17 protein-coding genes are annotated in these 24,745 nt (G+C 66.1%); 6 read left to right on the top strand and 11 right to left on the bottom strand.

Features of this window, described 5'->3' with window-relative positions:
* Positions 1-6: 6 nt before the first annotated feature.
* Positions 7-1,185, bottom strand: coding sequence for a DUF3667 domain-containing protein (locus tag V3596_RS15445; RefSeq protein ID WP_334278680.1), 1,179 nt, complete (start codon positions 1,183-1,185; stop codon positions 7-9).
* A gap of 145 nt (positions 1,186-1,330) precedes the next feature.
* Between V3596_RS15445 and V3596_RS15440 the strand changes: the two genes are divergently transcribed.
* The gene (locus tag V3596_RS15440; protein ID WP_334278679.1) at positions 1,331-1,708 is read left to right on the top strand and encodes a hypothetical protein; all 378 of its coding nucleotides are present in this window, start codon (positions 1,331-1,333) and stop codon (positions 1,706-1,708) included.
* Positions 1,709-1,721: 13 nt separating this feature from the next.
* On the opposite strand, the gene V3596_RS15435 is transcribed toward V3596_RS15440, so the two are convergent.
* Positions 1,722-2,603: a BPSS1187 family protein gene (locus V3596_RS15435; protein ID WP_334278678.1), complete on the bottom strand. Its 882-nt coding sequence runs from the start codon at positions 2,601-2,603 to the stop codon at positions 1,722-1,724.
* Positions 2,604-2,680: 77 nt separating this feature from the next.
* On the opposite strand from V3596_RS15435, the gene V3596_RS15430 reads away from it, so the two are divergent.
* A complete protein-coding gene (locus tag V3596_RS15430; protein WP_334278677.1) occupies positions 2,681-3,265 on the top strand; it encodes a hypothetical protein in 585 nt (194 codons plus the stop codon).
* A 50-nt stretch (positions 3,266-3,315) separates the two neighbouring features.
* On the opposite strand, the gene V3596_RS15425 is transcribed toward V3596_RS15430, so the two are convergent.
* The 6 genes from V3596_RS15425 to aceE form a co-directional block, all read right to left on the bottom strand.
* Positions 3,316-5,190: a hypothetical protein gene (locus V3596_RS15425; protein ID WP_334278676.1), complete on the bottom strand. Its 1,875-nt coding sequence runs from the start codon at positions 5,188-5,190 to the stop codon at positions 3,316-3,318.
* A 53-nt stretch (positions 5,191-5,243) separates the two neighbouring features.
* Positions 5,244-6,368, bottom strand: a complete 1,125-nt coding sequence (locus tag V3596_RS15420) for an NAD-dependent epimerase/dehydratase family protein (protein ID WP_334278674.1) — start codon at positions 6,366-6,368, stop codon at positions 5,244-5,246.
* Positions 6,365-7,696, bottom strand: a complete 1,332-nt coding sequence (locus V3596_RS15415) for an NTP/NDP exchange transporter (RefSeq protein ID WP_334278673.1) — start codon at positions 7,694-7,696, stop codon at positions 6,365-6,367. The genes V3596_RS15420 and V3596_RS15415 overlap by 4 nt, the downstream gene beginning before the upstream one ends.
* Positions 7,697-8,216: 520 nt before the next feature.
* On the bottom strand, positions 8,217-10,022 hold the full coding sequence (gene lpdA, locus V3596_RS15410; RefSeq protein WP_334278672.1) for a dihydrolipoyl dehydrogenase: 1,806 nt from the start codon (positions 10,020-10,022) through the stop codon (positions 8,217-8,219).
* A 13-nt stretch (positions 10,023-10,035) separates the two neighbouring features.
* Positions 10,036-11,733, bottom strand: coding sequence for a dihydrolipoyllysine-residue acetyltransferase (gene aceF / locus V3596_RS15405; protein ID WP_334278670.1), 1,698 nt, complete (start codon positions 11,731-11,733; stop codon positions 10,036-10,038).
* Positions 11,734-11,758: 25 nt separating this feature from the next.
* Positions 11,759-14,467 carry a pyruvate dehydrogenase (acetyl-transferring), homodimeric type gene (gene aceE, locus V3596_RS15400; protein WP_334278669.1) on the bottom strand — a complete coding sequence of 903 codons (2,709 nt, stop codon included), beginning with the start codon at positions 14,465-14,467 and terminating at the stop codon, positions 11,759-11,761.
* 176 nt (positions 14,468-14,643) lie between these two features.
* Here aceE and V3596_RS15395 point away from each other — a divergent pair, with 176 nt between their 5' ends.
* The 4 genes from V3596_RS15395 to V3596_RS15380 all read left to right on the top strand — a co-directional run bounded on the left by V3596_RS15395 (position 14,644) and on the right by V3596_RS15380 (position 20,742).
* Positions 14,644-17,181, top strand: a complete 2,538-nt coding sequence (locus V3596_RS15395) for a PAS domain S-box protein (RefSeq protein WP_334278668.1) — start codon at positions 14,644-14,646, stop codon at positions 17,179-17,181.
* Complete coding sequence (locus V3596_RS15390; protein ID WP_334278667.1) at positions 17,178-17,801, top strand: response regulator transcription factor; 624 nt, start codon at positions 17,178-17,180, stop codon at positions 17,799-17,801. The genes V3596_RS15395 and V3596_RS15390 overlap by 4 nt, the downstream gene beginning before the upstream one ends.
* 63 nt (positions 17,802-17,864) lie before the next feature.
* Positions 17,865-18,719 (top strand): bifunctional methylenetetrahydrofolate dehydrogenase/methenyltetrahydrofolate cyclohydrolase FolD, encoded by an 855-nt coding sequence (folD, locus tag V3596_RS15385; RefSeq protein WP_334278666.1) that lies wholly within the window; start codon positions 17,865-17,867, stop codon positions 18,717-18,719.
* A gap of 7 nt (positions 18,720-18,726) precedes the next feature.
* A complete protein-coding gene (locus V3596_RS15380) occupies positions 18,727-20,742 on the top strand; it encodes a M3 family metallopeptidase (RefSeq protein WP_334278665.1) in 2,016 nt (671 codons plus the stop codon).
* 19 nt (positions 20,743-20,761) lie between these two features.
* On the opposite strand, the gene V3596_RS15375 is transcribed toward V3596_RS15380, so the two are convergent.
* Genes V3596_RS15375 through V3596_RS15365 form a run of 3 tightly spaced genes read right to left on the bottom strand, consistent with a single transcriptional unit; the run spans position 20,762 to position 24,707 of the window.
* Positions 20,762-21,157 carry a GFA family protein gene (locus tag V3596_RS15375; RefSeq protein WP_334278664.1) on the bottom strand — a complete coding sequence of 132 codons (396 nt, stop codon included), beginning with the start codon at positions 21,155-21,157 and terminating at the stop codon, positions 20,762-20,764.
* Positions 21,158-21,178: 21 nt separating this feature from the next.
* Positions 21,179-24,094 (bottom strand): EAL domain-containing protein, encoded by a 2,916-nt coding sequence (locus V3596_RS15370; protein WP_334278663.1) that lies wholly within the window; start codon positions 24,092-24,094, stop codon positions 21,179-21,181.
* A gap of 13 nt (positions 24,095-24,107) precedes the next feature.
* On the bottom strand, positions 24,108-24,707 hold the full coding sequence (locus tag V3596_RS15365) for a FecR family protein (protein ID WP_334278662.1): 600 nt from the start codon (positions 24,705-24,707) through the stop codon (positions 24,108-24,110).
* Positions 24,708-24,745: the final 38 nt, after the last annotated feature.

Genomic DNA, 24,745 nt, shown 5'->3' with positions numbered 1-24,745 from the left:
GCCCTCTCACATGCTCATGTAAACCACCAGCAGGCCGTAGACCAGCAGCGAGCACAGCGCCACGAACAGCAGGGCAATCGTGCGCAGGAAGGCCGTGGTCTTGCTCAGGCCATAGGTGCCACGCAGCTGCGCGAACATGTGGATGGGCGGCGCGAACATGCTCAGCATCACGACCAGGAAGGTCCAGCCCAGCGCGCCGAGCACGGCCAGCACCGACATCAGCCCGGCCATGAAGCACAGCGAGTACAGCGAGAAGACCGCGTGGTCGAACATGGTGAAGCGGCGGCTGAACGGGAACAGCAACCACAGGAAGGGCAGCGAGATCGGCATCAGGAGGATGGCGAACTTCGCCGCCGCGCCCTTCATCTTGTAGAGCGCCAGCTCCTTGTTCTCGAGCGCATGCTTGATCTTCTTCTCGAAGGCCGCATTGGAAAGCCACGGCACGTTGTCCTTCAGGTTCTTGTGGATGGCGGCCTCGCTGGTGTCGTCGCGCTTGCTTTCGCTCCTGCTTTGGCTGGCCGCTGAATCCGGCCCAACGCTGATCGAGCCGGACACCGGGCTGCTGGCTGAGCCGGTCTGCACAATCACCCCAGCCGTCTGAAGCCCCTCGAGGCGGGCCTTTTCCTCGACCAGTTCCGCCTCCAGGTCAGCGCGCTCGTCCGATTTTTCATCGAGCTTGGCAATGCTCGCCTGCAGCTCGGCCACCCTGGCCCGGCTGGCTTCGATCTTCTTGTCAATCTTCTTCTGAGCCTTGGTCGAGACGAAGGTCTGACCCTTGTCGGTGTTCTCGCTGCTGTCCGTCCCGTTGCTGCTGGTCAGCGAGAAGGTGAAGAACATCAGGAAGATCATGAACAGGAACAGCGGCAGCGGCGCCACATGCCGGGCGCGCTGACCATCGACATAGGCGCGGGTCAGTCGACCGGGATGAACGATGAGCGCCGGCACGGTGCGCCAGGCCTTGGTGTCGAAATGGAAGATACCGTGCAGGAACTCCTCGAACATGTGCAGCAACGAACGATGCACATGACCGACCTGGCCACATTGATGGCAGTAACGACCGGTCAGCGCAGTGCCGCAGTTGGCACAGCTCTGGTGCGGCCGCGCGCTGGCGCCCTCGCCCGACTTGCCCAGCTCGTTGGCGATCACTGCCTCGGCGAGCACCTCGCCTGCCACTTCAATACTCATGCCCAGGGTCCCCCGCTTCTCAACGGCCGCGAGTGTATCGGCCCTCGCACAAGGGCAGGAGAAATACTCTCTTGCATAGCCAGCCCTTGCGCCTATCATGCGCCCGCTCATTTACCGCCCTAGCCCTTGCGGAGCTTGGTTTCTGATGCTCAAGCGCCTTGCCCTGTCCTGCGTGGCCCTGCTGATTGCCGTCGGCGGGGCAATGGCCGCCGACCTCATGCCGGTGCTAGCCAGCCATTGGCTGTCCACCCTGATCATCAGCGGCGCCGTGCTTGGCATGCTGTGGCTGGTGGCCCGGCAACTGCGCAAGCCCGCAGCACAGGGTGCGGGCGATGCGCTGCCCCTCTGGACCACCACGCTTGCCGGCGCCAGCGCTGAATCCATCGCCCGCCTCGAGGCGCTGGCTCGCGACAACGAGCATCTGCAGCAGGAGCTGCTGGCCCGCGGCGAGCAGCTCAAGCAGGTGACCGACGGTGTCCGTCAACGCCGCGAGGCTCAGCAGGTGCGCCGCGAAACCGCCTGAGGCCCCGCGCGCTTCAAGGCTGCAGTTTCAGCATCTGTTCCCACAAGGGTCGATAGACCGGGTTGGCGATGCCCTCGCCATGCGGATTGCCGCCCTCCCTCACCTTTTCCGACAAGGCATGGATCTGCGCTGCCGGCACGCCCTGGCGGCGGTAGATGCGCTCCATGGTCGAGGCCTGCGGCTCGTCCTTGTGGAAGGTGGCATGCCAGCGCTGCGGCGGTGTCAGGCTCTGCCTGGAATACCACTCGGCGATGTCCGCGCCGCTGGAAGCACGATCCCAGCCGCCCGAGAACATGATGACGCCGGCCACGCGGCGCGTCTGCGCGATGAAGCCGGCCATGCCGCCGCCCTGCGACTGGCCGGCCAGCACGATGCGGTCCCAGCGCGGCTCCTCGCCGTCCAGGTATTGCGCCCACTGGCCGGCGGCATCGCTGCGCGCCAGATGCTGGAGCAGGCGTGTGAGGCGCGGCACGATGGCGTCCTCTGGTTTGTCGTCGATCAGGCGCGTGTGCGGCTCGCCCCAGACCCGGTGCTGGCGCATGCGGCCCGCGCACGACGGCTGGGACCGCAAAGTGGCGCCGACACAGACCTGCGACACCGCCACCGAGTTCAGGTAGGTCAGCGAGATCAGCCGATAGCCCTGCTGCAGCACGGTGTCGAAGAGTTGCCGCGGCCCCGGCGATGCACGGCCATTGGTGCCGGGCAGCCAGACAAAGAGCGGCGCCTGCGCCTTCTCGGTGTCATAGGCCACCAGATGCGGTGGCTCGCCGGCGGCGAGGCGTTCGTCCGTCTGCTTCGGCTCGATCAACAGGCGCTGCTCGGCAGCGTTCGCCGACACCAGGCCTGCGAGCAGCAGGCCCGCCAGCAACACTTGAATCTTCCGGGCTGACTTCATTCAGCACACTCCTGTCATGACTGCTGTGGCCATGCCGCGCCGATGGTAGCGGTACGCTGCGTAGACAATGCGCCGCCATGGGTCCCGTCCGCTTCCGCCTTGCCACCCTCCCGCGTCCGCTGCGCTGGGCCCTGCTTGGCCTGTGCTGCCTCGCGCTGGCGCCCATCGCCTGGAAGCTCTATGGCCCCCGGGGGGTCGTTGTGGAAGTGGTGAGCAAGACCTGGCAATACGAAATCGAGGTCGAGCAGCGGGTCCAGGAAACCAACTCCGGCTGGTGCGATGAACTGCCGGCGGACGCACAGGTCCTGGCCCGCCGTGTGACGACCAAGGCCGCGGACGGACGGCCTGCCGGCGGCGAGCATTGCCGCTACACCTCGCCGCAATGGCGGCGGCGCTGGGGCATTCGCAACGAAGGCCAGGCGCCGACACCGCCCAGCTGGCCCAGCCCGAAGCTGGCCAGCGCCGGTGCCGATGGCATGGGCGCCGAGCGGCTGGGCAAGCGGCAAGAACGCTACCTTCTGCAACTTCATGATTCGAGCGGCCGCGACTGGTCTTGCGAACTGCCACAGGGGCAATGGCAGCGCGTGCAGGTGAACGCGAGTTTTCGCATCCTGGTCGACCGCTGGAGCGTGGCCAACTGCGCCAGCCTGCCGTCGTTCTAGGGACCCTCGGCAGGACTCCCATGGGAGTCCTGCCGAGGGTCCCTGGCGGTCTACTGCTGCGCGAGCCAACGCTTGAAGTCGGCATGGAACTCCGCTTCGCCCAGGCCAAAGGCCTGCTCGAAGGCGGCTGCAGGCTTCTGCCCCTTCTGCCCGGCCAGCCGGTAGTAGGCCACCCAGGAGGGCAGGAAGCGCTCTCCGGTGATGGCCTGCAGATACATGCTCATCAGCCCGGCCATCTGGTAGTTGCCGCGCTTCTCTTTCATCATTCGGGTCCAGCCGGACGGCGCCACGTCGACCATGTCGTCGGCCTGCAGGCCGGTCTTGTTGCCGGTGCGCCACCAGTTCAGATTGCGCTCGCGCCAGTTGCGCAAGGCTTCGGCCTCGGCATCATTGATGCGCACCTGCGGCGCCAACAGGTAGGCCATCAGGTCGGCCGTGCCTTCACGCAGCCAGGCCGGCGGGCTGAAGCCGGCATGCCGGTTGTCGAGCTGCTTCTGCAGCTCGTGCGTCAGCTCGTGCAGGGTGGTCTTCACGGCCATGTCATAGGCCGCCGCGCGGTTCTGCCTGGGCGTGAACTTCAGCGCGATCTGGCCGCGGCTGTTGGACAGGCCGCCGCTGACCTCGCCCTGCAGCTCGGCCCGCTCCACGGGCATGCGCATGTCCTCGCGCAGGATCTGCTCGTAGTCGCTGACGCCCGCGGCCACATAGATGCGCGCATCGCGCACCAGGCGCACCTTCAGCACGTCATTCACCAGGCGGTCGAACTGCGCGCTGGCCTGGCGCACCAGGCCCAGCCAGTCACGCTCCACCTGCCTGGCGAAATCGTCGTAGACATAGCCGCCCATCTGCACGGCCACATGGGCGCGGTCGGGGCGCGCGAGCACCTCATCGTCCAGCGCGAACAGGCGGCAGTTGGCGCCACCCTTGCCCTTGCAGGCTTCCAGGGCCTTGTCCACCGGCCGCAGCGATTCGCTGCCAACGCCCCAATTGCCATCGCTGGCCAGCGCGAGCGCACGTGGCTTGGTGGCCTGCATGAAGGCGGCCCAGGCCTGCTGCAGCTCGGGCTTGTCGCGGCTCACATCGACCTGGGCCAGCGATAGCTTGAGCGGTGCCGGCCTGTCCTCGCCGGCCTCGGCCTGGGCGGCCGCCCCCTGCTCCATCGAAGCCAGCAGCTCGGTGGGCGTGATGTTGAATTGCGCAGCGAAGCTTGCATCCGCATCAAAGCCATCACGCGCGGCCGCCTCCAGATAGGCCTTCATGCGCGGATGGAAGCTGTCGCCCAGGCGCTGCTGCAAGGCCTCGAGGGCCGTCACGCTGAGACGCTGACTCTGGCGGCTGCGCTGCGCCGCCTGCACCATCTGCTCGGCCTTGCGGGCATCCACACCTTCAGGGCGATTGATAGGCGGCTCGGCCGCATAGGGCGGCAGCGGCGGCAACTGCAAGCCGACCACGATCTGGCGGCTCACCGTCTCGGCCAGGCCAGAAGCCAACCAGGTCGGCAGCTTCTTGCTCTGGCCGCCCGCAATTTCATCGATGACGCTGAGCATGCCCTGGCGCAAGGGCTGGCCCAAGGCGCACTGGCGCAGCTCGGCCTCGCCCATGCCGGCCTCGACCTTGAGAATCAGGCTTGCATTGCCTGCGCCTTCAGGCGCAGCCGCGGTGGGCGTGGCCTGCATCAGGAGCCGCATGCGGCCGTCGAGCTTCACGCCGTACTGCGCCTGCGCGAACGCTTCCAACGCCGCCATGGCTTCGCGGCTGCGCGGCAAGGTCTGCTGGGCCACCAGCTTTGACCAGCGGTCTTCGCCGCCGCTGAAGTGCACCGGGATCTCGGCCCGGGCCGACGACGCTGCCAGGCCCACGAGGGCCGGCAACAGCAAGAGGACGGCGCCAGGCAGGCGCGACTTGAGGGGAGAGAAAACGCTCATGGGCGCGAAGTTTCTCCGCGCCGTGTGAGCGAATTGTTGCTGGGCGCGATCGGTCAGCCCGCCTTTGAGGCCTTCCAGCGCTTCAGGATCTCGGCCTCGTTCTCCGGCGTGAAAGCCATCTTCACGCGGCCCTTCTCCACTTTCAACTGGCCTTGATACCAGGCCAGCGTGTCTGTCACCGTCTGCTCGATCGGGCGGAAACGCATGCCGGCGGCCACCGCACGCTTGTTCTGCCAGGTGTGGAAGCCCTTGGTGTCGCCGTGGTACGGCGCCCAGATCGGGAACTCGATGTCCTGCTGCTTGGCCATGAACTCGCCCGGAATCCAGGTCAGCGTGCTCTGAGCCTTGGTGGCCTTCTGGCAGGCGGCAATCGCGCGGCCCCAGGTCATCGCCTTCTCGGGGCCGATGGCGTTGAACTTGCCGGTCGTGCGGTTCTCGACCATCAGGACCAGCCATTCGGCCAGGTCGCGCACATCGATCAGCTGGAAGGGGTCGGTGGGCGCGCCGGGCACGGCGATCTCGCCGCCCTTGTCGAAGCGCACCGGCCAGTAGGTGAAGCGGCCGGTCGGGTCATCCGGCCCGACGATATAGCCGGGGCGGACGATGGTGGTGCGACCCGGCAGCGCCTTTTCGGCCGCCGCTTCGCAGGCCGCCTTCAGGCCGCCGTAGTTCTCGAAGTTCTTGCCCATCTCCTCGACCTTGGGGTCGGCCAGCACGGCCAGCGGCGCGTCTTCATCGCCGTTGACCGGGTTGGGTTCCTTGTAGCAGGAGATGCTGGAGATGTAGATGTAGTGCTTGACGCGCGGCGCCAGCAGTTCGGCCGAGGCGCCGACCATGCGCGGGTAGTAGCCGGAGTCGTCGATCACCGCGTCCCATTCGCCGGTTTCCAGCGACTTGATGCCCTCGCCCTTCAGAGGGTCGCGGTCGCCCTGGCGCTTCTCGATGTCGGGAAACAGACCCGGGCGCGTGCGGCCACGGTTGAACAGCGTCAGGGTGTGGCCGCGCGCCCGCGCGACCTCGACGATGGCCGGGCCGAGAATGCCGGTGCCGCCCAGGATCAGGATGCGCTTGGGCGCTGGCGCTGCTGCCGTCACCGGTCCGAGCAGGCTCGCGCCGCTCAATGCAGCGCCGGCTTGCAGGACCTGCCGACGCGAGAAGCTCTTGTTCTTGATGCTCATGTGTGCTCCTTGATGAACTCAACCCGGCCCGCAGAGGCGGGCGAAGAAACCACGGCCGGCGACCGCCGCCGGACCATGCGACCCAGGCGCGCCGCCACCGTTACCCAGCCTCCAGCGCATGCCAATGCAGCAAGTGAAACCGGCACCGCCAGCGCGCTGAAGAAGGCCGGCGCCCAGACGCCCAGGAAATCGCCGCCGCGAAAGACGAAGGTGTCGATGAAGGCCTTGGACTTGTACTTCTCTTCCGGCCCCAGCGGTATGTAGAGGATCTCGCGCGCCGGCCGGTCCACGGCATAGTGAATACCCCGGCGCAGCACCTGCACGACGGCCAGCATCGCAAAGCTCGGCCACAGCGCCAGCGCGCCAAAACCGAGGGTGGTCAGGATGGGCAGCACCAGCAGCACGCCGGCCACGCCGATGGTGCGGATCAGGCGGCTCGTGATCAGTAGTTGGGTGCACAGCGTCAGGACATTGACCCACAGGTCCAGCCGCGCGAAGGCCGCCGTGCGCTCCGCGCCGGTGGCAAAGGTCTTGGCCACGATCTCGCCCTGGAACAGGTACAGAAAGGTCGTGGTGACCGTGAACAGCAGCATGTAGAGGCAGATCGCCTGCAGATAGCGCGAGGCCATGATGGCCTTGAAGCCTGCCTTGAAATCAGGCCCCGGCTCGCGCGCCTGCTGGCCGGCATCCGAGGCCTCTGACAGGTGGAACATGCGGCCCAGCCGGCTCATGCAGAGCACGGCCAGCTCCAGCCCGATGACGGCTGTGAGCATCAGGGCCGCAGGCTCGAACTTCACGCCAAGGCTGCCACTGCTGAGCGCCTCGGTCACGGCGGCACCGACAACAGCACCGAGCGTGCCGCCCATTGAGATCATGCCGAACAGGCGCTTGCCCTGGTCCTCGGTGAACACATCGGCCATCAGGCTCCAGAACACCGACACCACGAACAGGTTGAAAATGCTCAGCCAGATGTAGAACACATAGCCCAGCGTGGTGCCGCCATGCTCGGGCAGCCAGAAGAACAGCGCTGCGAGCACCAGCAGATTGGCCGCGAAGAAGTGCGAGACCAGCGGGATGAAGCGGCGGCGCTGCATGCGCGAGACGAGGGCCGCGTAGAGCGGGTTGACCAGCAGCATCACCACCATCGTGCCGGTCATCAGCCAGGGCAGCTTGTCGGCGCCGCGGGCAATTCCGAAGGCCTCGCGTACCGGTCGCAGCAGGTACAGCGCCATCAGCAGAAAGAAGAAATAGGCCGCCGCCCACAGCAAGGCCCGGCCTTCGCCGGGGCGCAGGAGCACGAGCTTCTGAAGTCTTGATGTCGCGGTCATCATCCCAATCGGTCTTGTTTGACGGCGATTAGAGCTGGGGGTGCGGGGCTTGCGGTTAGTCACGGAGGGTAAACCCCGGGGGACATTGAGGAATCGATGTGCGGCTCTCGGCACATTGCTGCCATTCGTTTTCTTGTTCCTCGGTTGGTCGAAGATCAGGCCGCCAGCGGGTTCCCCTGCGCTCGTGTCCCCCGGCCCTGGCTGAGCCAGGTCCTCCTCCTTTACCTCGCTTCGGGAAACCCACTGCCGACCTGATCCGCACCGCCGTGGCCTTCGCCTGGTGGCATGCGCAGGTTCGGCCGAGGGTGTCGGGTGAGGGTTTGGGCGAGGTAAAGGAGGAGGATCGGGCGAAGCCCGGTCCGGGGGACAGGAGCACAAGCCCTCACCCGATGGCCTCGGCAGCGCGAACGAGCTTCAACGCGAACGGCTGCAACGTGCCGAAATCCGCCTCCTGGGCCACGCATCAAACAAAAAGCCCGGAACCGTTGCCGGTCCGGGCTTTCATCAGCGAGTGGATCACTTACTTCCGCTGTGGCGGCACATCCGTGCAGCTGCCGTGCGCGATCTCGGCGGCCATGCCGATGGATTCGCCCAGCGTCGGGTGCGGGTGGATGGTCTTGCCGATGTCCACGGCGTCCGCGCCCATCTCGATGGCCAGCGCGATCTCGCCGATCATGTCGCCGGCGTGCGTGCCGACGATGCCGCCGCCGAGGATCTTGCCGTGACCATGGGCCTCAGGGGAATCATCGAACAGCAGCTTGGTGTAGCCCTCGTCGCGGCCGTTGGCGATGGCGCGGCCAGAAGCCGTCCAGGGGAACAGGCCCTTCTTGACCTTGATGCCTTGCGCCTTGGCCTGGTCTTCGGTGAGCCCTACCCAAGCCACTTCCGGATCGGTGTAGGCCACGCTCGGAATCACGCGCGCGTCGAACTGCGCCTTGGCCAGCTTGGCATCGCCGAGCAATTCACCAGCAGCCACTTCAGCGGCGACATGCGCCTCATGCACCGCCTTGTGCGCCAGCATCGGCTGGCCGACGATGTCGCCGATGGCGAAGATGTTGGGCACGTTGGTGCGCATCTGCACGTCGACATTGATGAAGCCGCGATCGGTCACCGCCACGCCGGCCTTGTCGGCCGCGATCTTCTTGCCATTGGGCGTGCGGCCCACGGCTTGCAGCACCAGGTCGTACAGGCCTTCGCTCTTCACGCCTTCCAGCGTTTCGAACTGCACCTTGATGCCTTGCGGCGTGGCTTCGGCACCCACCGTCTTGGTCTTCAACATGATGTTGTCGAAGCGGTGGGCGTTCATCTTCTGCCAGACCTTCACCAGGTCGCGGTCGGCGCCCTGCATCAGGCCGTCGAGCATTTCGACCACGTCCAGACGCGCGCCGAGCGTCGAGTACACCGTGCCCATTTCCAGGCCGATGATGCCGCCGCCGATGATCAGCATCTTCTTGGGCGTGCCGGCCAGGGCCAGCGCGCCGGTCGAGTCGACGATGCGATCGTCGTTCGGCAGGAAAGGCAGGCGCACCGCCGCCGAGCCGGCCGCGATGATCGCCTTCTTGAAGCGCACGGTCTTGCTGGCACCGGTCTTCTCTTGCGCCGTGCCGGTGGTCTCTTCAACCTGCAGATGCTGCGGGTCGAGGAAAGTGCCGTAGCCGCGCACAACCGTGACCTTGCGCATCTTGGCCATGGCATTCAGGCCGCCGGTCAGCTTGGCTATGACCTTTTCCTTGTGGCCGCGCAGCTTGTCGACGTTGACCGTCGGCGCGCCGAAGTCCACGCCCAGGTCGGCCATGTGCGAGACCTCGTCCATCACGGCCGCCACATGCAAGAGCGCCTTGGACGGGATGCAACCCACATTCAGGCAGACGCCGCCGAGCGTGGCATAGCGCTCGACCAGCACGACCTTCAAGCCGAGGTCGGCCGCGCGGAACGCTGCCGAGTAGCCGCCAGGGCCGCCGCCGAGCACGACGACATCACATTCGAGATCGGCGCCGCCGCTGTGGCTGGCAGCCGTCGGTGCAACGACCGGGGCCGCTGCGGGCGCAGCCGCAGCCGGTGCTGGAGCCGGCGCAGCAGCCGCTGCATCCGCGCTTTCCAGCATCAGGAGCACCGAGCCTTCGCTGACCTTGTCGCCGAGCTTGACCTTCAGCTCCTTGACCACGCCAGCGGCGGAACTCGGGATCTCCATCGAGGCCTTGTCGCTCTCGACGGTCACCAGGCTTTGCTCGGCTTTCACCGTGTCGCCGGCTTTCACCAGCAGTTCGATCACGGCCACATCGCTCACGTCGCCGATGTCGGGAACCTTCACTTCGATCAGTGCCATTGCGTGCTCCCGATCAAAGCGCGATGCGGCGGAAGTCCGCCAGCAGCGATGCGAAGTAGACGTTGAAGCGAGCAGCGGCGGCGCCGTCGATCACGCGGTGGTCCCAGCTCAAGCTGAGCGGCAGGATCAGGCGCGGCTGGAAGGCCTTGCCGTCCCACACGGGCTCGATGCTGCTCTTGCAGACACCCATGATGGCCACTTCCGGCGCATTGATGATGGGCGTGAAGTACTTGCCGCCGATGCCGCCCAGCGACGAGATCGAGAAGCAGCCGCCGCTCATGTCGGCCGGGCCCAGCTTGCCGTCGCGAGCCTTCTTGGCCAGGTCGCCCATTTCCTGGCTGATCTGGAAGATGCCCTTCTGGTCGGCATTCTTGATCACCGGCACCACCAGGCCGTTGGGCGTGTCAGCCGCGAAGCCGATGTTGTAGTAGCTCTTCAGCACGAGCTTCTGGGCATCGCCCTCACCTTCCAGCGAGGAATTGAACTCGGGGAACTTCTTCAAGGCAGCCACGGCGGCCTTGATCATGAAGGCGAGCATCGTGACCTTGATGCCGGCCTTCTCGTTTTCCTTGTTGGTCTGCACGCGGAAGGCTTCGAGCTCGGTGATGTCCGCGTCGTCGTGGTTGGTGACGTGCGGGATGACCACCCAGTTGCGATGCAGGTTGGCGCCGCTGATCTTCTTGATGCGCGAGAGTTCCTTGCGCTCGATGGGGCCGAACTTCTCGAAGTCGACCTTGGGCCAGGGCAGCAAGCCGGAGATGCCGCCACCCGAGGCGGAAGCAGCAGGCGCCGCAGCCTTCTGCGCCGCGGTTTGCACCGCGCCGGACATCACGGACTTCACGAAGCCCTGGATGTCGCTCTCGACGATGCGGCCCTTGGGACCGGAGCCCTTGACTTCGGCCAGCGGCACGCCTAGCTCGCGGGCGAGCTTGCGAATGCTTGGCGAAGCGTGCGGCAGAGCGCCCTTGGAGGCGGTGGGGTCGTGCGCCGGTACGGCAGCAACGGGAGCGCTCGCGGGCGCAGCGACAGCCGCAGCCGGTGCGGCAGCAACAGCAGCGGGCTGAGCGGGTGCGGCAGCGGCCGGCGTGGCCGGCGCAGCAGCGCCCTGCACTTCCAGCACTGCGAGCACGGAGCCCTTGGCGACCTTGTCGCCGAGCTTGACCGTCAGCGACTTGATCACGCCAGCATGCGAGCTCGGGATCTCCATCGAGGCCTTGTCGCTTTCGACGGTGATCAGGCTCTGCTCGACCTTGACGGTGTCGCCGACCTTGACCATCACTTCGATCACGGCGACTTCGTCGAAGTCACCGATGTCCGGAACGCTGACCTCGACAGAGCTCATACCGGCGCTTGTCTGCGAAGGAGCGGCCGCAGTGGGCGCTGCCGGCGGCGGTGCGGCCGGAGGAGGTGCAGCAGGCGGTGGCGCGGCCACTTCGGCGGCGGTTGCAAACGTCGGTACCGCCGCTGTCGCGGCGTCCGCCTCCAGCACCAGCAGCAAGCTGCCTTCGCTGACCTTGTCGCCCAGTGCGATCTTGATTTCCTTGACCACGCCGGCGGCGCTGCTCGGAATTTCCATCGAGGCCTTGTCGCTCTCGACCGTCACCAGACTCTGCTCGAGCTTGACCGTGTCGCCGACCTTGACCATCAACTCGATCACCGCGACGTCGCTGACGTCGCCGATGTCGGGAACTTTGACTTCAACCAATGCCATGTTCTTGTCTCCGTGGGCCGCGCGATCAGGCGTACAGCGGGTTGATTTTGTTTGCGTTGATGCCGTACTTCACGATGGCTTCGGCCACCTTGGCTGCAGGCAGCTTGCCTTCATCGGCCAGGGACTTCAGCGCCGCCACGACGATGTAATGGCGGTTGATCTCGAAGTGCTCGCGCAGCTTGGAGCGGAAGTCCGAGCGGCCGTAGCCGTCGGTGCCCAGCACCTTGTACGAACGGCCGGCGGGGATGAAGGCGCGGATCTGCTCGGCGTAGTTCTTCATGTAGTCGGTCGAGGCAACCACCGGGCCGCTGGTCTTGCTGAGCTGCTGCGTCACGAAGGGCACGCAGGCCAGTTCGGTGGGGTGCAGCAGGTTCCAGCGCTCGGCATTCTGGCCGTCGCGGGCCAGCTCGTTGAAGCTCGGGCAGCTCCACACATTGGCGCCGATGCCCCACTCTTCTTCCAGCAGCTTCTTGGCCGCCTGGCTTTCGCGCAGGATGGTGCCGGAGCCCAGGAGGTTGACCTGCACTTGCGTCGGTGCAGCCTCTTCGAGCAAATACATGCCCTTCAGGATCTGCTCTTCCGTGCCCTGCTTCAGGCCCGGCATCGCATAGTTCTCGTTCAGGAGCGTCAGGTAGAAGTAGACGTTCTCCTGGTTCTCGACCATGCGCTTCAAGCCACTGTGCATGATGACGGCGACTTCATGCGCGAAGCTCGGGTCGTAGGAGATGCAGTTCGGGATGGTGCCGGCCAGGATGTGGCTGTGGCCGTCTTCATGCTGCAGGCCTTCGCCGTTCAGCGTGGTGCGCCCCGAGGTGCCGCCCAGCAGGAAGCCGCGCGCCTGCATGTCGCCCGCCGCCCAGGCCAGATCGCCGATGCGCTGGAAGCCGAACATCGAGTAGTAGACATAGAACGGGATCATCACGCGGTTGTTCGTCGAGTACGACGTGGCCGCAGCGATCCACGAGGCCATGCCGCCCGCTTCGTTGATGCCTTCCTGAAGGATCTGGCCGGCCTTGTCCTCGCGGTAGTACATCACCTGGTCCTTGTCGACCGGGGTGTAGAGCTGACCCTTGGGGTTGTAGATGCCGATCTGGCGGAACAGGCCTTCCATGCCGAAAGTGCGGGCCTCGTCCACCAGGATGGGCACCACGCGCGGGCCGAGGTCCTTGTCGCGCAGCAGCTGCGTGAGGAAGCGGACATAGGCTTGCGTCGTCGAGATCTCGCGGCCTTCGGCGGTCGGCTCGAGCACGGCCTTGAAGGTGTCCAGCGGCGGCACGGTGAAGCTCTCGTCGGTCTTCACGCGACGCTGCGGCAGGTAGCCGCCGAGGGCCTTGCGGCGCTCGTGCAGGTAGCGCATTTCCGGGGTGTCATCGGCCGGCTTGTAATACGGCAGCTTGGGCAGCTCGCTGTCCGGAATCGGGATGCCGAAACGGTCGCGGATGTACTTGATGTCTTCGTCGCTCAGCTTCTTGGTCTGGTGGACGGTGTTCTTGCCTTCACCGGCCTTGCCCATGCCATAGCCCTTGACGGTCTTGACCAGCAGGAGCGTCGGTTGGCCCGAATTGTTGTTGTGGGCCGCGTGGAAGGCAGCGAAGACCTTTTCCGGCTGGTGGCCGCCGCGGCGCAGCTCGAAGATTTCTTCGTCGGTCATGTGCTCCACGAGCTTGGCCGTCTCGGGGTACTTGCCGAAGAAATGCTTGCGGACGTAGGCGCCGTCGTTGGCCTTCATGGCCTGGTAGTCGCCGTCCACGGTTTCCATCATCAGCTGCTTCAACTTGCCGCTCTTGTCGCGTGCCAGCAGCTCGTCCCAGCCCTTGCCCCAGATCAGCTTGATGACCTTCCAGCCGCTGCCGCGGAACTCGCCTTCCAGCTCCTGGATGATCTTGCCGTTGCCACGCACCGGGCCGTCCAGGCGCTGAAGGTTGCAGTTGACGATGAAGACCAGGTTGTCCAGGCCTTCGCGCGCCGCCAGGCCGATGGCACCCAGCGATTCGGGTTCGTCCATCTCGCCGTCGCCCATGAAGGCCCAGACCTTGCGATTGGCCGTGTCGGCGATGCCGCGGGCATGCAGGTACTTCAGGAAGCGGGCCTGGTAGATGGCCATCAAGGGGCCGAGACCCATCGAGACGGTGGGGAACTGCCAGAACTCGGGCATCAGCTTCGGGTGCGGGTAGCTCGAGAGGCCCTTGCCGTCGACTTCCTGGCGGAAGCTGTCGAGCTGCTCTTCGGACAGGCGGCCCTCCAGGAAGGCGCGGGCGTAGATGCCGGGCGAGCTGTGGCCCTGGATGTAGAGCAGGTCGCCGCCGTGGCCTTCGCTCTCGGCGTGCCAGAAGTGGTTGAAGCCGGCGCCGAGCATCGAAGCCAGCGAGGCGAAGGAACCGATGTGGCCACCCAGGTCGCCGCCGTCAGCCGGGTTCAGGCGGTTGGCGCGCACGACCATGGCCATGGCGTTCCAGCGCATGTAGGCGCGCAGGCGCTTTTCGATCTCGATATTGCCGGGGGTGCGAGCCTCCTGGTCGGCGGGAATCGTGTTCACATAGGGCGTGGTAGCCGAGAAAGGCACGTCGATGCCGGACTGGCGGGCATGGTCGATCAGCTGATTCAGCAGGAAGTGAGCGCGCTCGCCACCTTCCTCGCCAATGACGGCAGACAGGGCGTCCAGCCATTCCTTGGTTTCGAGGGCGTCGGTGTCATTGGCGGCTGCGCCTAGGAAGGACTGGGGCTGCGCGGACATGCTGTCTCCTTGTCTCGTATGTCGTGTGTCTTTAGAGGGTGTACTCGAAAAGCTCGGCCGGGAGTTTCCCACAACTCATTTCTATTTCCAAATCGTGCGATAGCGTTTCGCATTGCGATATTTCAATGGTTTGCCCGCCCGGAGGGCCTGCAGATCGCACCCCGATAATTCGGCCCATGCCTTTTGACTTGAAGAGCGCGGCCTCGCGCTTGCTGACCCCCACCCAACGCCAGCTGACCGGCTGGTGGCGCCGCCAGTCGCCGTCGCGCCAGGACCGCTTTGCCACGCTGGGCCCGCTGATCTCCGTGCTGCTGTTCCTGGCCGCCATCATTGCGGCCTTCTGGTATCTGCGGAACGAGGAAATCGAACGCGAATCGGAAGCCGTCAAGCGCGACACCGAGATCGTCCAGCAGCAGCTGCGGCTGCGGCTCTCCGAGAACCAGCAGCAGCTGACCCAGATCGCGCGCGACATCGTGAGCCGCGGCATCGACACGGCCGAATTCCGCGCCCAGGCGAGCAGCTTTGCCCGCGACCGCCAGGAGCTGACGCAGATCACCTGGCTCAATGCCCGCCGCGAGCGCCGGGCCAGCGTCAGTGGCGCCGGCTTCCAGACCGACAGCCAGGCCAGCGACAGCGGCCCCGATCCCTCGCTGCCGGCGGTGGCCGCCAACGGCCAGCCCAATGCCGCTGAGCTTGCCTTCCAGATCGTCAAGGAAAAGCGCCGCGAGCACTACTCGGCGTCGTTCAGCGATGCCAACAACACCGCCGTGTTCCAGCTCCATGTGCCGGTGCTGGACCGCAACAACTTCCATGGCGTGCTGGTCGCCGAATACTCGGTCGAGTCGCTCCTGCGCTACTACGTGCCCCACGAGGTCAGCAACCGCCATGCGATTGCCGTGATCGACGCGCGGGACCAGGTGCTCTTCAGCACCGTCACCCAGATGCCGGGCCAGCGCTTCCAGCGCACGCCGATCTTCAAGGAGCTGCCCCTGCCGTCGAACAACGGCCTGGTGCTGCGCGGCCAGGGCTATCGCACCTCCATCGGCCTGATCTCCAACACGCTGTTCTGGATGGTGGTGGCCCTCTCGGTGCTGACCGTCTGGATGCTGCTAGGCACCTGGAAGCACATGCGCCGGCGCATGCACATCCAGAGCGCCCTGATCAACGAGACGAATTTCCGCCGCGCCATGGAGAACTCCATGCTCACCGGCATGCGCGCCATGGACATGGATTCGCGCATCTCCTATGTGAACCCGGCCTTCTGCGCGATGACCGGCTTTTCAGAGGCCGAGCTGATCGGACGCAAGCCGCCCTTCCCTTACTGGCCGCCAGATCGCTACGAGGAAAACGCCCGCCTCCTGCAACAGGAAATCCAGGGCCGCAGCCCGGCCGGCGGCGCCGAAGTGAAGGTGATGCGCAAGGACGGCACCATCTTCGACGCCCGCATGTATGTGAGCCCGCTCATCGACCCCAAGGGCAAGCAGACCGGCTGGATGACCTCGATGACCAACATCACCGAGGCCAAGCGGGTGCGCGACCAGCTCAGCGCCTCGCATGAGCGCTTCACCACGGTGCTCGAGGGCTTGGACGCCGCGGTGTCGGTGCTCTCGGTCCAGCAGAGCGAGCTGCTGTTCGCCAACCGCAGCTACCGGCTCTGGTTCGGTGCCGACCCGAGCGGCCACGCCATGCTCGCGGGCAGCCAGATGGCGGCCGAGTCCGACGAGGCGGTGGACGACTACAGCGGCCTGCCCGCCCAGCACCTGACCGAGATCGGCTCCGACCCGCGCGAGGTCTTTGTCGAGTCGCTGCAGATGTGGTTCGACGTGCGGGCGCGCTACCTGCAGTGGACCGACGGCCGTCTGGCGCAGATGCTGATCGCCACCGACATCACCGCCCGCCGCCATGCCGAGGAGCAGCAGGCCCTGGCCGCCGCCAAGTCGCAGGTCACCAGCCGCCTGATGACGATGGGCGAGATGGCCTCCAGCGTGGCCCACGAGCTGAACCAGCCGCTCACCGCCATCACCAACTACTGCAACGGCATGGTCTCGCGCGTGCGCGACGACAACATCCGCAAGGAAGACCTGCTGACCGCACTGGAGAAGACCGCCAAGCAGGCCCAGCGTGCCGGCCAGATCATTCACCGCATCCGCAACTTCGTGAAGCGCAGCGAGCCGCAGCGCCAGCCGAGCAGCGCCACCGAGATCGTGGAGGACGCGGTCGAACTTGCCGGCATCGAATTGCGCCGCCGCAATGTCGCGATCCATTCGTATGTCGCCCAACGGCTGCCGCAATTGCTGGTCGATCCGATCCTGATCGAACAGGTCTTGATGAACCTGCTGAAGAACGCGGCCGAAGCCATCGACAACGCCGGCTTGCCCACTTCGCGCCGCCACATCGAACTGCGTGTGGTGCCCAAGCACACCCCGGAATTAGGGGGGCACGTCGAGTTCTCGGTGACCGACATGGGGCCGGGCCTGCCGGACGAAGTCATAGAGCGGATGTACGAGGCATTCTTCTCCACAAAGTCCGATGGCATGGGCATTGGCTTAGGGTTATGCCGGTCTATCGTCGAGTCCCACCAGGGCCGGATCCGTGCTGAGAACCTCTACAATGGCGCGGCCATCGTGGGGTGCAGGTTCGCCTTCACCATCCCGGTAGATATTCCACGCCCCGAGCCCTCGGGCAATGCATTGAACACTGCTGCTACACCATGAGCTTGATTCCGAAGAAGGGCAACGTCTACGTTGTCGACGATGACGAGGCCGTGCGCGATTCGCTGCAATGGCTGCTTGAGGGCAAGGACTACCGCGTCAAGTGTTTTGACTCGGCCGAATCCTTCCTCAGCCGTTACGACCCCCGCGAAGTCGCCTGCCTGATCGCCGACATCCGCATGGATGGCATGAGCGGCCTGGAACTGCAGGACCGCCTGCTGGAGCGCCGCAGCCCGCTGCCGGTGGTCTTCATCACGGGCCACGGCGACGTGCCGATGGCCGTGCAGACCATGAAGAAGGGCGCGATGGACTTCATCGAGAAGCCCTTCAAGGAAGACGAGCTCCTGGCCCTCGTCGAGCGCATGCTCGACCAGGCCCGCGAAGCCTTCTCCAGCCACCAGGAAGCCGCCAGCCGCGACGCGCTCTTGAGCCGCCTCACCACGCGTGAAGCGCAGGTGCTGGAGCGCATCGTCGCCGGCCGCCTGAACAAGCAGATCGCCGACGACCTGGGCATCTCGATCAAGACGGTCGAGGCCCACCGCGCCAACATCATGGAAAAGCTCAACGCCAACACCGTGGCCGATCTGCTCAAGATCGCACTCGGCGCACCGGCCAAGGCCTGATACCCACGCTTACCCCCACGAGGCCGCTGCGAGACAGCGGCCTCTTGCATTGAGGAGTTCCAAATGACTGCACAGTTGATCGACGGCGTTGCGCTGTCAAAGCAAGTCCGTACCGAAGTTGCGCAGCGCGCCGCCGCCCTCACCGCCAAGGGCGTCAAGCCCGGCCTGGCCGTCGTTCTGGTCGGCGACAACCAGGCCAGCCAGGTCTATGTGCGCAACAAGGTCAAGGCCTGCGAAGACGCCGGCCTTCACTCGGTGCTGGAGAAGTACGAAGCCACGATGAGCGAGGCCGATCTGCTGGCACGCGTCGAAGCGCTCAACAACGATCCCGCCATCCACGGCATCCTCGTTCAGCTGCCGCTGCCCAAGCACATCGACGACCACAAGGTCATCGAGGCCATCTCACCCGAGAAGGACGTGGACGGCTTCCACGTCGCTTCGGCCGGCGCCCTGATGGTGGGCGAGAAGGGTTTCAAGGCCTGCACGCCCTACGGCTGCATGAAGATGCTGGAGAGCATCGGCATGAAGGACTTGAAGGGCAAGCACGCGGTCGTGATCGGCCGCTCCAATATCGTCGGCAAGCCCATGGCCATGATGCTCTTGCAGGCCAATGCCACCGTCACCGTCTGCCACAGCGGCACGGCGGACCTGGGCGCAATGACACGCCAGGCCGACGTGGTCGTGGCCGCCGTGGGCAAGCGCAATGTGCTCACCGCCGACATGGTCAAGCCCGGCGCCGTCGTGATCGACGTGGGCATGAACCGCAACGATGAAGGCAAGCTCTGCGGCGACGTCGATTTCGACGGCGTGAAAGAGGTGGCCGGCTGGATCACCCCGGTGCCGGGTGGGGTTGGGCCCATGACCATCACCATGCTGCTGGTGAACACCTTAGAGTCCGCAGAACGTGCCGCTTCCTGAGCTCAAGATGACGAACCCGCTGCTCTCCACCGACGCCCTGCCCCACTTTGCGCAGATCAAGCCCGAGCACATCCAGCCGGCCATTTCCAAGCTGCTTGACGACGCAAAGGCGGCCCTGATCGTCGCCACCGACGAGGAAACGCCCGCCGACTTCGACACCCTGGCCCGCGTGCTGAGCGTGGCGACCGAGCGGCTGTCGACGTCATGGGGCGCCGTCAGCCACTTGAATGCCGTGGCCAACACGCCTGAGCTGCGCGAGGCCTACAACGGCATGCTGCCGGCCGTCACAGAGTTCTACACGGAGCTGGGTGCCGACGAAAAGCTGTTCGCCAAGTACAAGGCCATCAATGCCAAGGCAGCGAGCCTGAGCGCGCCGCGCCAGCAGGCCTTGAAGCTGTGGATCCGCGACTTCGTGCTGTCGGGCGCCGAGCTGCAAGGTGCTGATCGCGAGCGCTTCGCCGCCATCCAGGAACGTAGCGCCGAGCTCGGTCAGAAGTTCTCCGAGCATGTGCTGGACGCCACGGATGCCTACGCCTACTACGCGACTGCGGACGAACTCAAGGGCGTACCCGACGACGTGGTCAGCGCCGCCCGCAACGCAGCGCAAGCAGAGGGCAAGCAAGGCCACAAGCTGACGCTGCAGTTCCCCAGCTACATGCCGGTGATGCAGTACGCCGACGACCGCGCCCTGCGCGAGCGCATTTACCGCGCCTACTCCACACGCGCCAGCGAGCTGGGTGCCAACCCGGCGCTGGACAACGGCCCGCTGATGCAGGAGCTCCTGATGCTGCGCCAGGAAGAGGCGCAGCTGCTGGGCTATCCGAATTTCGCCACCGTCTCGCTCGTGCCCAAGATGGCCGAATCGCCGGCCCAGGTGCTGGACTTCCTGCGCGACCTGGCCCACCGCGCACGACCCTATGCCGAGAAGGACCTGGCCGAGCTGCGCGAGTTCGCCGCTTCGGCGCTGGGCATGGCCGAGTTGCAGGTCTGGGACAACGCCTATGTCTCCGAGAAACTGAAGGAAGCCCGCTACGCGTTCAGCGACCAGGAGGTGCGCCAATACCTGACCGTGCCGCGTGTACTGCAAGGCCTGTTCGACATCATCGAGCGCCTGTTTGACGTCAAGATCGTTGAAGCGCAGGCGGAGGTCTGGCACGAATCGGTCAAGTTCTATCGCCTGGAGAGAAATGGCAGCTTGATCGGCCAGTTCTACCTCGATTTGTACGCGCGTACCGGCAAGCGACCCGGCGCCTGGATGGACGAGGTGCGCAGCCGCTGGGCCCGCCCGGATGGCTCGCAGCAGACGCCGGTCGCGCAACTGGTCTGCAACTTCAGCTCGCCCGTTGACGGCAAGCCGGCGCTGCTGACGCATGACGACGTGACGACGCTGTTCCACGAGTTCGGCCACGGCCTGCACCACCTGCTCACGCAAGTGGATGAGCTGGGCGTGTCGGGCATCTCCGGCGTCGAATGGGACGCTGTGGAACTGCCCAGCCAGTTCATGGAGAACTTCTGCTGGGAATGGGAGGTGCTGCAGCAGCTCTCCAGCCATGTGGACAGTGGCGAGCCGCTGCCCCGCGCGCTGTTCGACAAGATGACGGCGGCCAAGAACTTCCAGAGCGGGCTGCAGACCCTGCGCCAGATCGAGTTCTCGCTGTTCGACATGCGCCTGCATGCCGAACCCGGCTCGGAGGCTGCGGTTCAGACCCTCTTGAACGAAGTCCGCGCCGAAGTCAGCGTGATCGTGCCGCCGGAATTCAATCGCTTCCAGCACAGCTTCTCGCACATCTTCGCGGGCGGCTATTCGGCCGGCTACTACAGCTACAAGTGGGCCGAGGTGCTCTCCGCTGATGCATGGAGCGCTTTCGAGGACGAAGGCGTGTTCAACCCGGCCACCGGCAAGCGCTACCTGCGCAGCATCCTGGAAATGGGCGGCTCACGTGACGCGCTGGAGAACTTCAAGGCCTTCCGCGGCCGTGAGCCCAGCATCGACGCCTTGCTGCGCCATCAGGGCATGGCCTGACCGAGGAACTGCCGCCCGCTCAGGCGTAATGCTCCGCCTCGGGCGGCGGCACCACCCAGCTGTGCTTGCGGTCCTCGTAGACCGAGACGCCGGGCGTTGGAAAGCTGGGGTCGGCAAAGGCGCCGACCGGAATGGCCAGGAACTCCGGCATCGCATCCATTTCGTAATAGACGGTGGCGCCGCAAGTCGGGCAGAAGTGGAAGCGCGCCGTGGTGCCGCCATCGCCTGTCAAGGCGTAGACCGTGGAGCGGCCGGCCACACGCACATTCGCGCGCGGAAAGCGAGCCTGCTCGGCAAACGGCCCACCACTGCGCCGCTGGCAGTTCAGGCAATGACAGATCGAGATGCGGACCGGGTCTCCATCGACTTCGGCCTTGAGCTGGCCGCAGGTGCAGGATGCGAGACGTTTGGACATCGGTGCCTCTCTCTGGTCGTTTCAGCTGGCTGATTCGGCGCCGGCCCTGATGATCCATCGCTCGGCCTCGCTCTCGGGCAGCGCCTTGGCAAACAGCCAGCCCTGGCCGACCTGCACACCCAGGGCGGTCAGCTGCGCGGCCTGCGCTTCGTCTTCGACGCCCTCGGCAAGCGTCTGCTTGCCCAACGCATTGGCCAGGCCGACGATGGTGCGGACGATCTCGACCGCCTCGCGGCCCGCCTCCAGGCGCATCACGAAGCTGCGGTCGATCTTCAAGGTGTCAAACGGGAAACGGTGCAGATAGGCCAGCGATGAATAGCCGGTGCCGAAGTCGTCGATCGAGAGCTTGAACCCGAGGCTGGCCAGCTCGCGCAAGACCTCGGCGCTGCGCTGCGGGTTGGCCATGGCCATGCTCTCGGTCACTTCCAGCTTCAGCTGCTTCGGTGGCACATCGCCCAGCGCCTTCAAGACGGCGTGCGCATCGCTCAGCAGCTCCTGGTCGCGCTCCAATTGCACGCCGGAGACATTGACGGCGATCTCGCCCGTGAAGCCCAGGGCCTGCCAGCGGCGCAATTGCGCCGCCGCTTCCATCAGCGTCCAGCGGCCGATGTCGGCGATCTGGCCGCTGGCCTCGGCGACCGGGATGAAATCTCCCGGCATCACGAGGCCGCGTTGCGGATGGTGCCAGCGGATCAGCGCCTCGAAGCCGAGCAGTTGTCGGTCCGACAGCCGGATGAAGGGCTGGTAGAAGAGCTTGAACTGCCCCCCCTCGGCCAGGGCCACATCGATTTGCTCGCGCAACCAGCGGCGCGAGCGTTCGACCATCTGCTCGGCCGGGTCGTAGCAATGGCGATTGCCCGGGCCCTGCATCTTGGCCCGTGCCAGCGCGCCTTCCGCCGCTGCGATCAACTCGTCTGCGTTGGCGGGCCCTTCTGCCGCCTGCGCCCAGCCCACGCAGGCGGAGAGCCGGTGCTTGCCACCCTCGGGCAGCGGATAGGGAATCTCGAACTGATCGAGCACCCAGGCGACCAGGCCGTTGTTGTCGCCATGGCGAGCGCGGAAGATGAGGCCGAACTCGTCGGGGCCCAGGCGACCGGCCATCATGGCCTGTCCCTCACGCATGCGCAGGCGCTGTGCGGTTTCGACCAGCACCGCGTCGCCTGCGGCCAGACCCTGAGCCTCGTTGAAGGCGCGGAACTCGTCCAGGCCGAGGAGTACCAGGCCGGCGTCGCCTTCGGCCATCGCCGATTCCAGTTGCACGCGGAACATCGCCCGGTTGGGCAGGCCCGTCAGGCGGTCATGCAGGGCATCATGGCTGATCTGCTGCTGCAGGCGATGCAGCTCGGACACATCGGTCAGCGAGCCGGCCATGCGCACCGCGCGGCCGCCCTCACGCGTGGCCATGCCCCGCGCCAGCAGCCAGCGGTGCTGCCCGCCCTGCTCGAACTCGAGCAGGTGGTGGAGCTGGCGGCTACGGCCCTGCAGATGCTCGTCCAACACCCGCTCGAACTCCCTGCCGGCAGCCGGTGGCAGTGGCAGCGTCCAGGCCTTGATGTCTGCGGCCTCGGCCACGTCGAGCCCCATCAGCGCCAGCCAGCGTGGCGAGTAGTGCACGGTGCCTGCTTCCAGGTCCCAGTCCCACAGCCCGTCATTCGCACCTTCGGCCGCCAGGGCATAGCGCTCTTCGCTCTCCTTCAGGGCGACCAGCGCCAGCTGCCGGCGCTGATGCTCATCAGCGGCGCGCAGCGCCAGCGCACCCAGCACGGCCAGCACAGCGGCCAGCACCGGGAAGGCGGGCGCGATGAACTCATGGTGCAGCTCGAAGCGCCGCTGCAGCAGCACCAGCAAGACCAGGGCAACAACGATCAGCACCGGCAGCGCAGCGCGCAGGCGCCAGCGCGAGAGCAGACCTATCACCAGCAGCGGCAGCCCCAGCATCAACACAAGCTCGGATGCTGCAGCCCAATCGGGTCGGCGCAGCACCCGCTCACCAATCAGGTTGTCAATCGCCGTGGCGAGGCGCTCGACGCCAGGCAGACCGGGGTCGAAGGTGGTCGGAAAAGCATCGCCGCTGCCAAGCGCCGTGGTACCTATCAACACGATGCGGTCTTTCAGACTGGCATCGTCCACCTTGCCCTTCAGGAGTTCGGCAAACGAGAGGCGCTCGAAGGTGCCCCCGGGGCCGTAGTAGTTGAGCCATTGACGGGAGAGGCCGTCGATGGGCACCTGCAGCGTGCCGACAGCTGCCTCGCGGCCCAGGCGCAGCCAGGCCTGCTGCCAGTCCGCTCCACGCAACTGGGCTGCGACACGAACCGCCAAGGTCGGGTAGACCTCGCCGCCCAGGCCCAGGGCCGGCAGGTCATAGCGCAAGGCGCCGTCGCTGCTGCGCTGCGCGCCCACATTGCCCAGGCCCAGGGCCGCATCGGCAAACAGCGGCAGCGGCGCCAGCAGGCGGCGCGCACGCAAGGGCGTGGGCGCCTTGGCCACATCACCCTCGACCTTGGGCCAGGCGCTGTCCAGCACCGCGCGGCTGTCGCTGCCGTCAGGACCCGGCTCCTCGCCCAGGGCATAGGGCAGCAGCACGCGGCCCGATCGCTTGATCGATGCGGCCAGCGCCGCATCGACGGTCGGGTCGCCGGCATCGAGCAGCAGGATGTCCAGGGCCACCAGCCGCGCGCCGGCCTTGCTCAGGCGGTCCAGGGCCGCGGTCAGCGCCCGGCGGTCTGGCGTGCCGCCGCGCATCGCGCTGGCTTCGTCGATGGTGACGATCAGGATGGGCAGGCGCGGCTGCAAAGGCCCGCGCCATTGCATCTGCGCATCGAGGCTGAGGCTGTCGATCCGCTCCAGCAGGCTGATGTTCGCGCGCTGCCACCAGCCCAGGATGGCCAGGGCCGAGGCAATCAGTGCGACGAGCCAGTAGCCCAGACGCGCGCGCATGGGTCAGCGCCAGTCAGACGCCAGCCAGGCGACTCTGCATGTCCTGGACCCTCTGCCCCGACCAGCGCTTGGAGGCGTCGCAGCCGGTGGCCGAGCATTGGGTGCCATCGGCCTGCGTATCAAGCATCACCGGCGGCTTGGGCAGGATGCCGCGGGTGCGGCTGCTGGCCTGCACCGCCACCTGGCCGGTCTGCACATGGACGGCCGTGGCCTGGTCGCCACCGACCTCGACGACGAACTCCGTGCCACGCACCGCCGTCACCGCCGTGGGCGTGCGTACCTCCCAGCCACCGCCGGGCGCGACCTTCTGGCCGATCAGGCCCAGCTCCAGCCACAGCGTGGCATCGCGCAGTTTGCCATCGGCCGCAGGTTCGAATCTCTGGATGCGCACCCGGCTGGCATCGCTGATCACCACCGAGGAGCCGTCGACGAACTTCAGCCGCACCCGGCCCTTGGCGCCGGTGCGCAACTCGACGCCCGCTTCCAGCTTGGCGCCGACAGCGAGGGGCTTGCCATCGACCTGGGCCTCGCCCAGCACCGCCATCACTTCGGCGACGGGGGCCGCCTGAGCCGTCGCGGCACCAATCACCGCCAATCCCACAAGTGTTCCCAACCAGCGCTTCATGGCATTGCCTTTCGAGATTGCAACTG

Source organism: Roseateles microcysteis (assembly GCF_036880965.1).
Lineage (GTDB): Bacteria > Pseudomonadota > Gammaproteobacteria > Burkholderiales > Burkholderiaceae_C > JAUASW01.
This window is presented reverse-complemented; position numbering and strand designations above follow the sequence as displayed.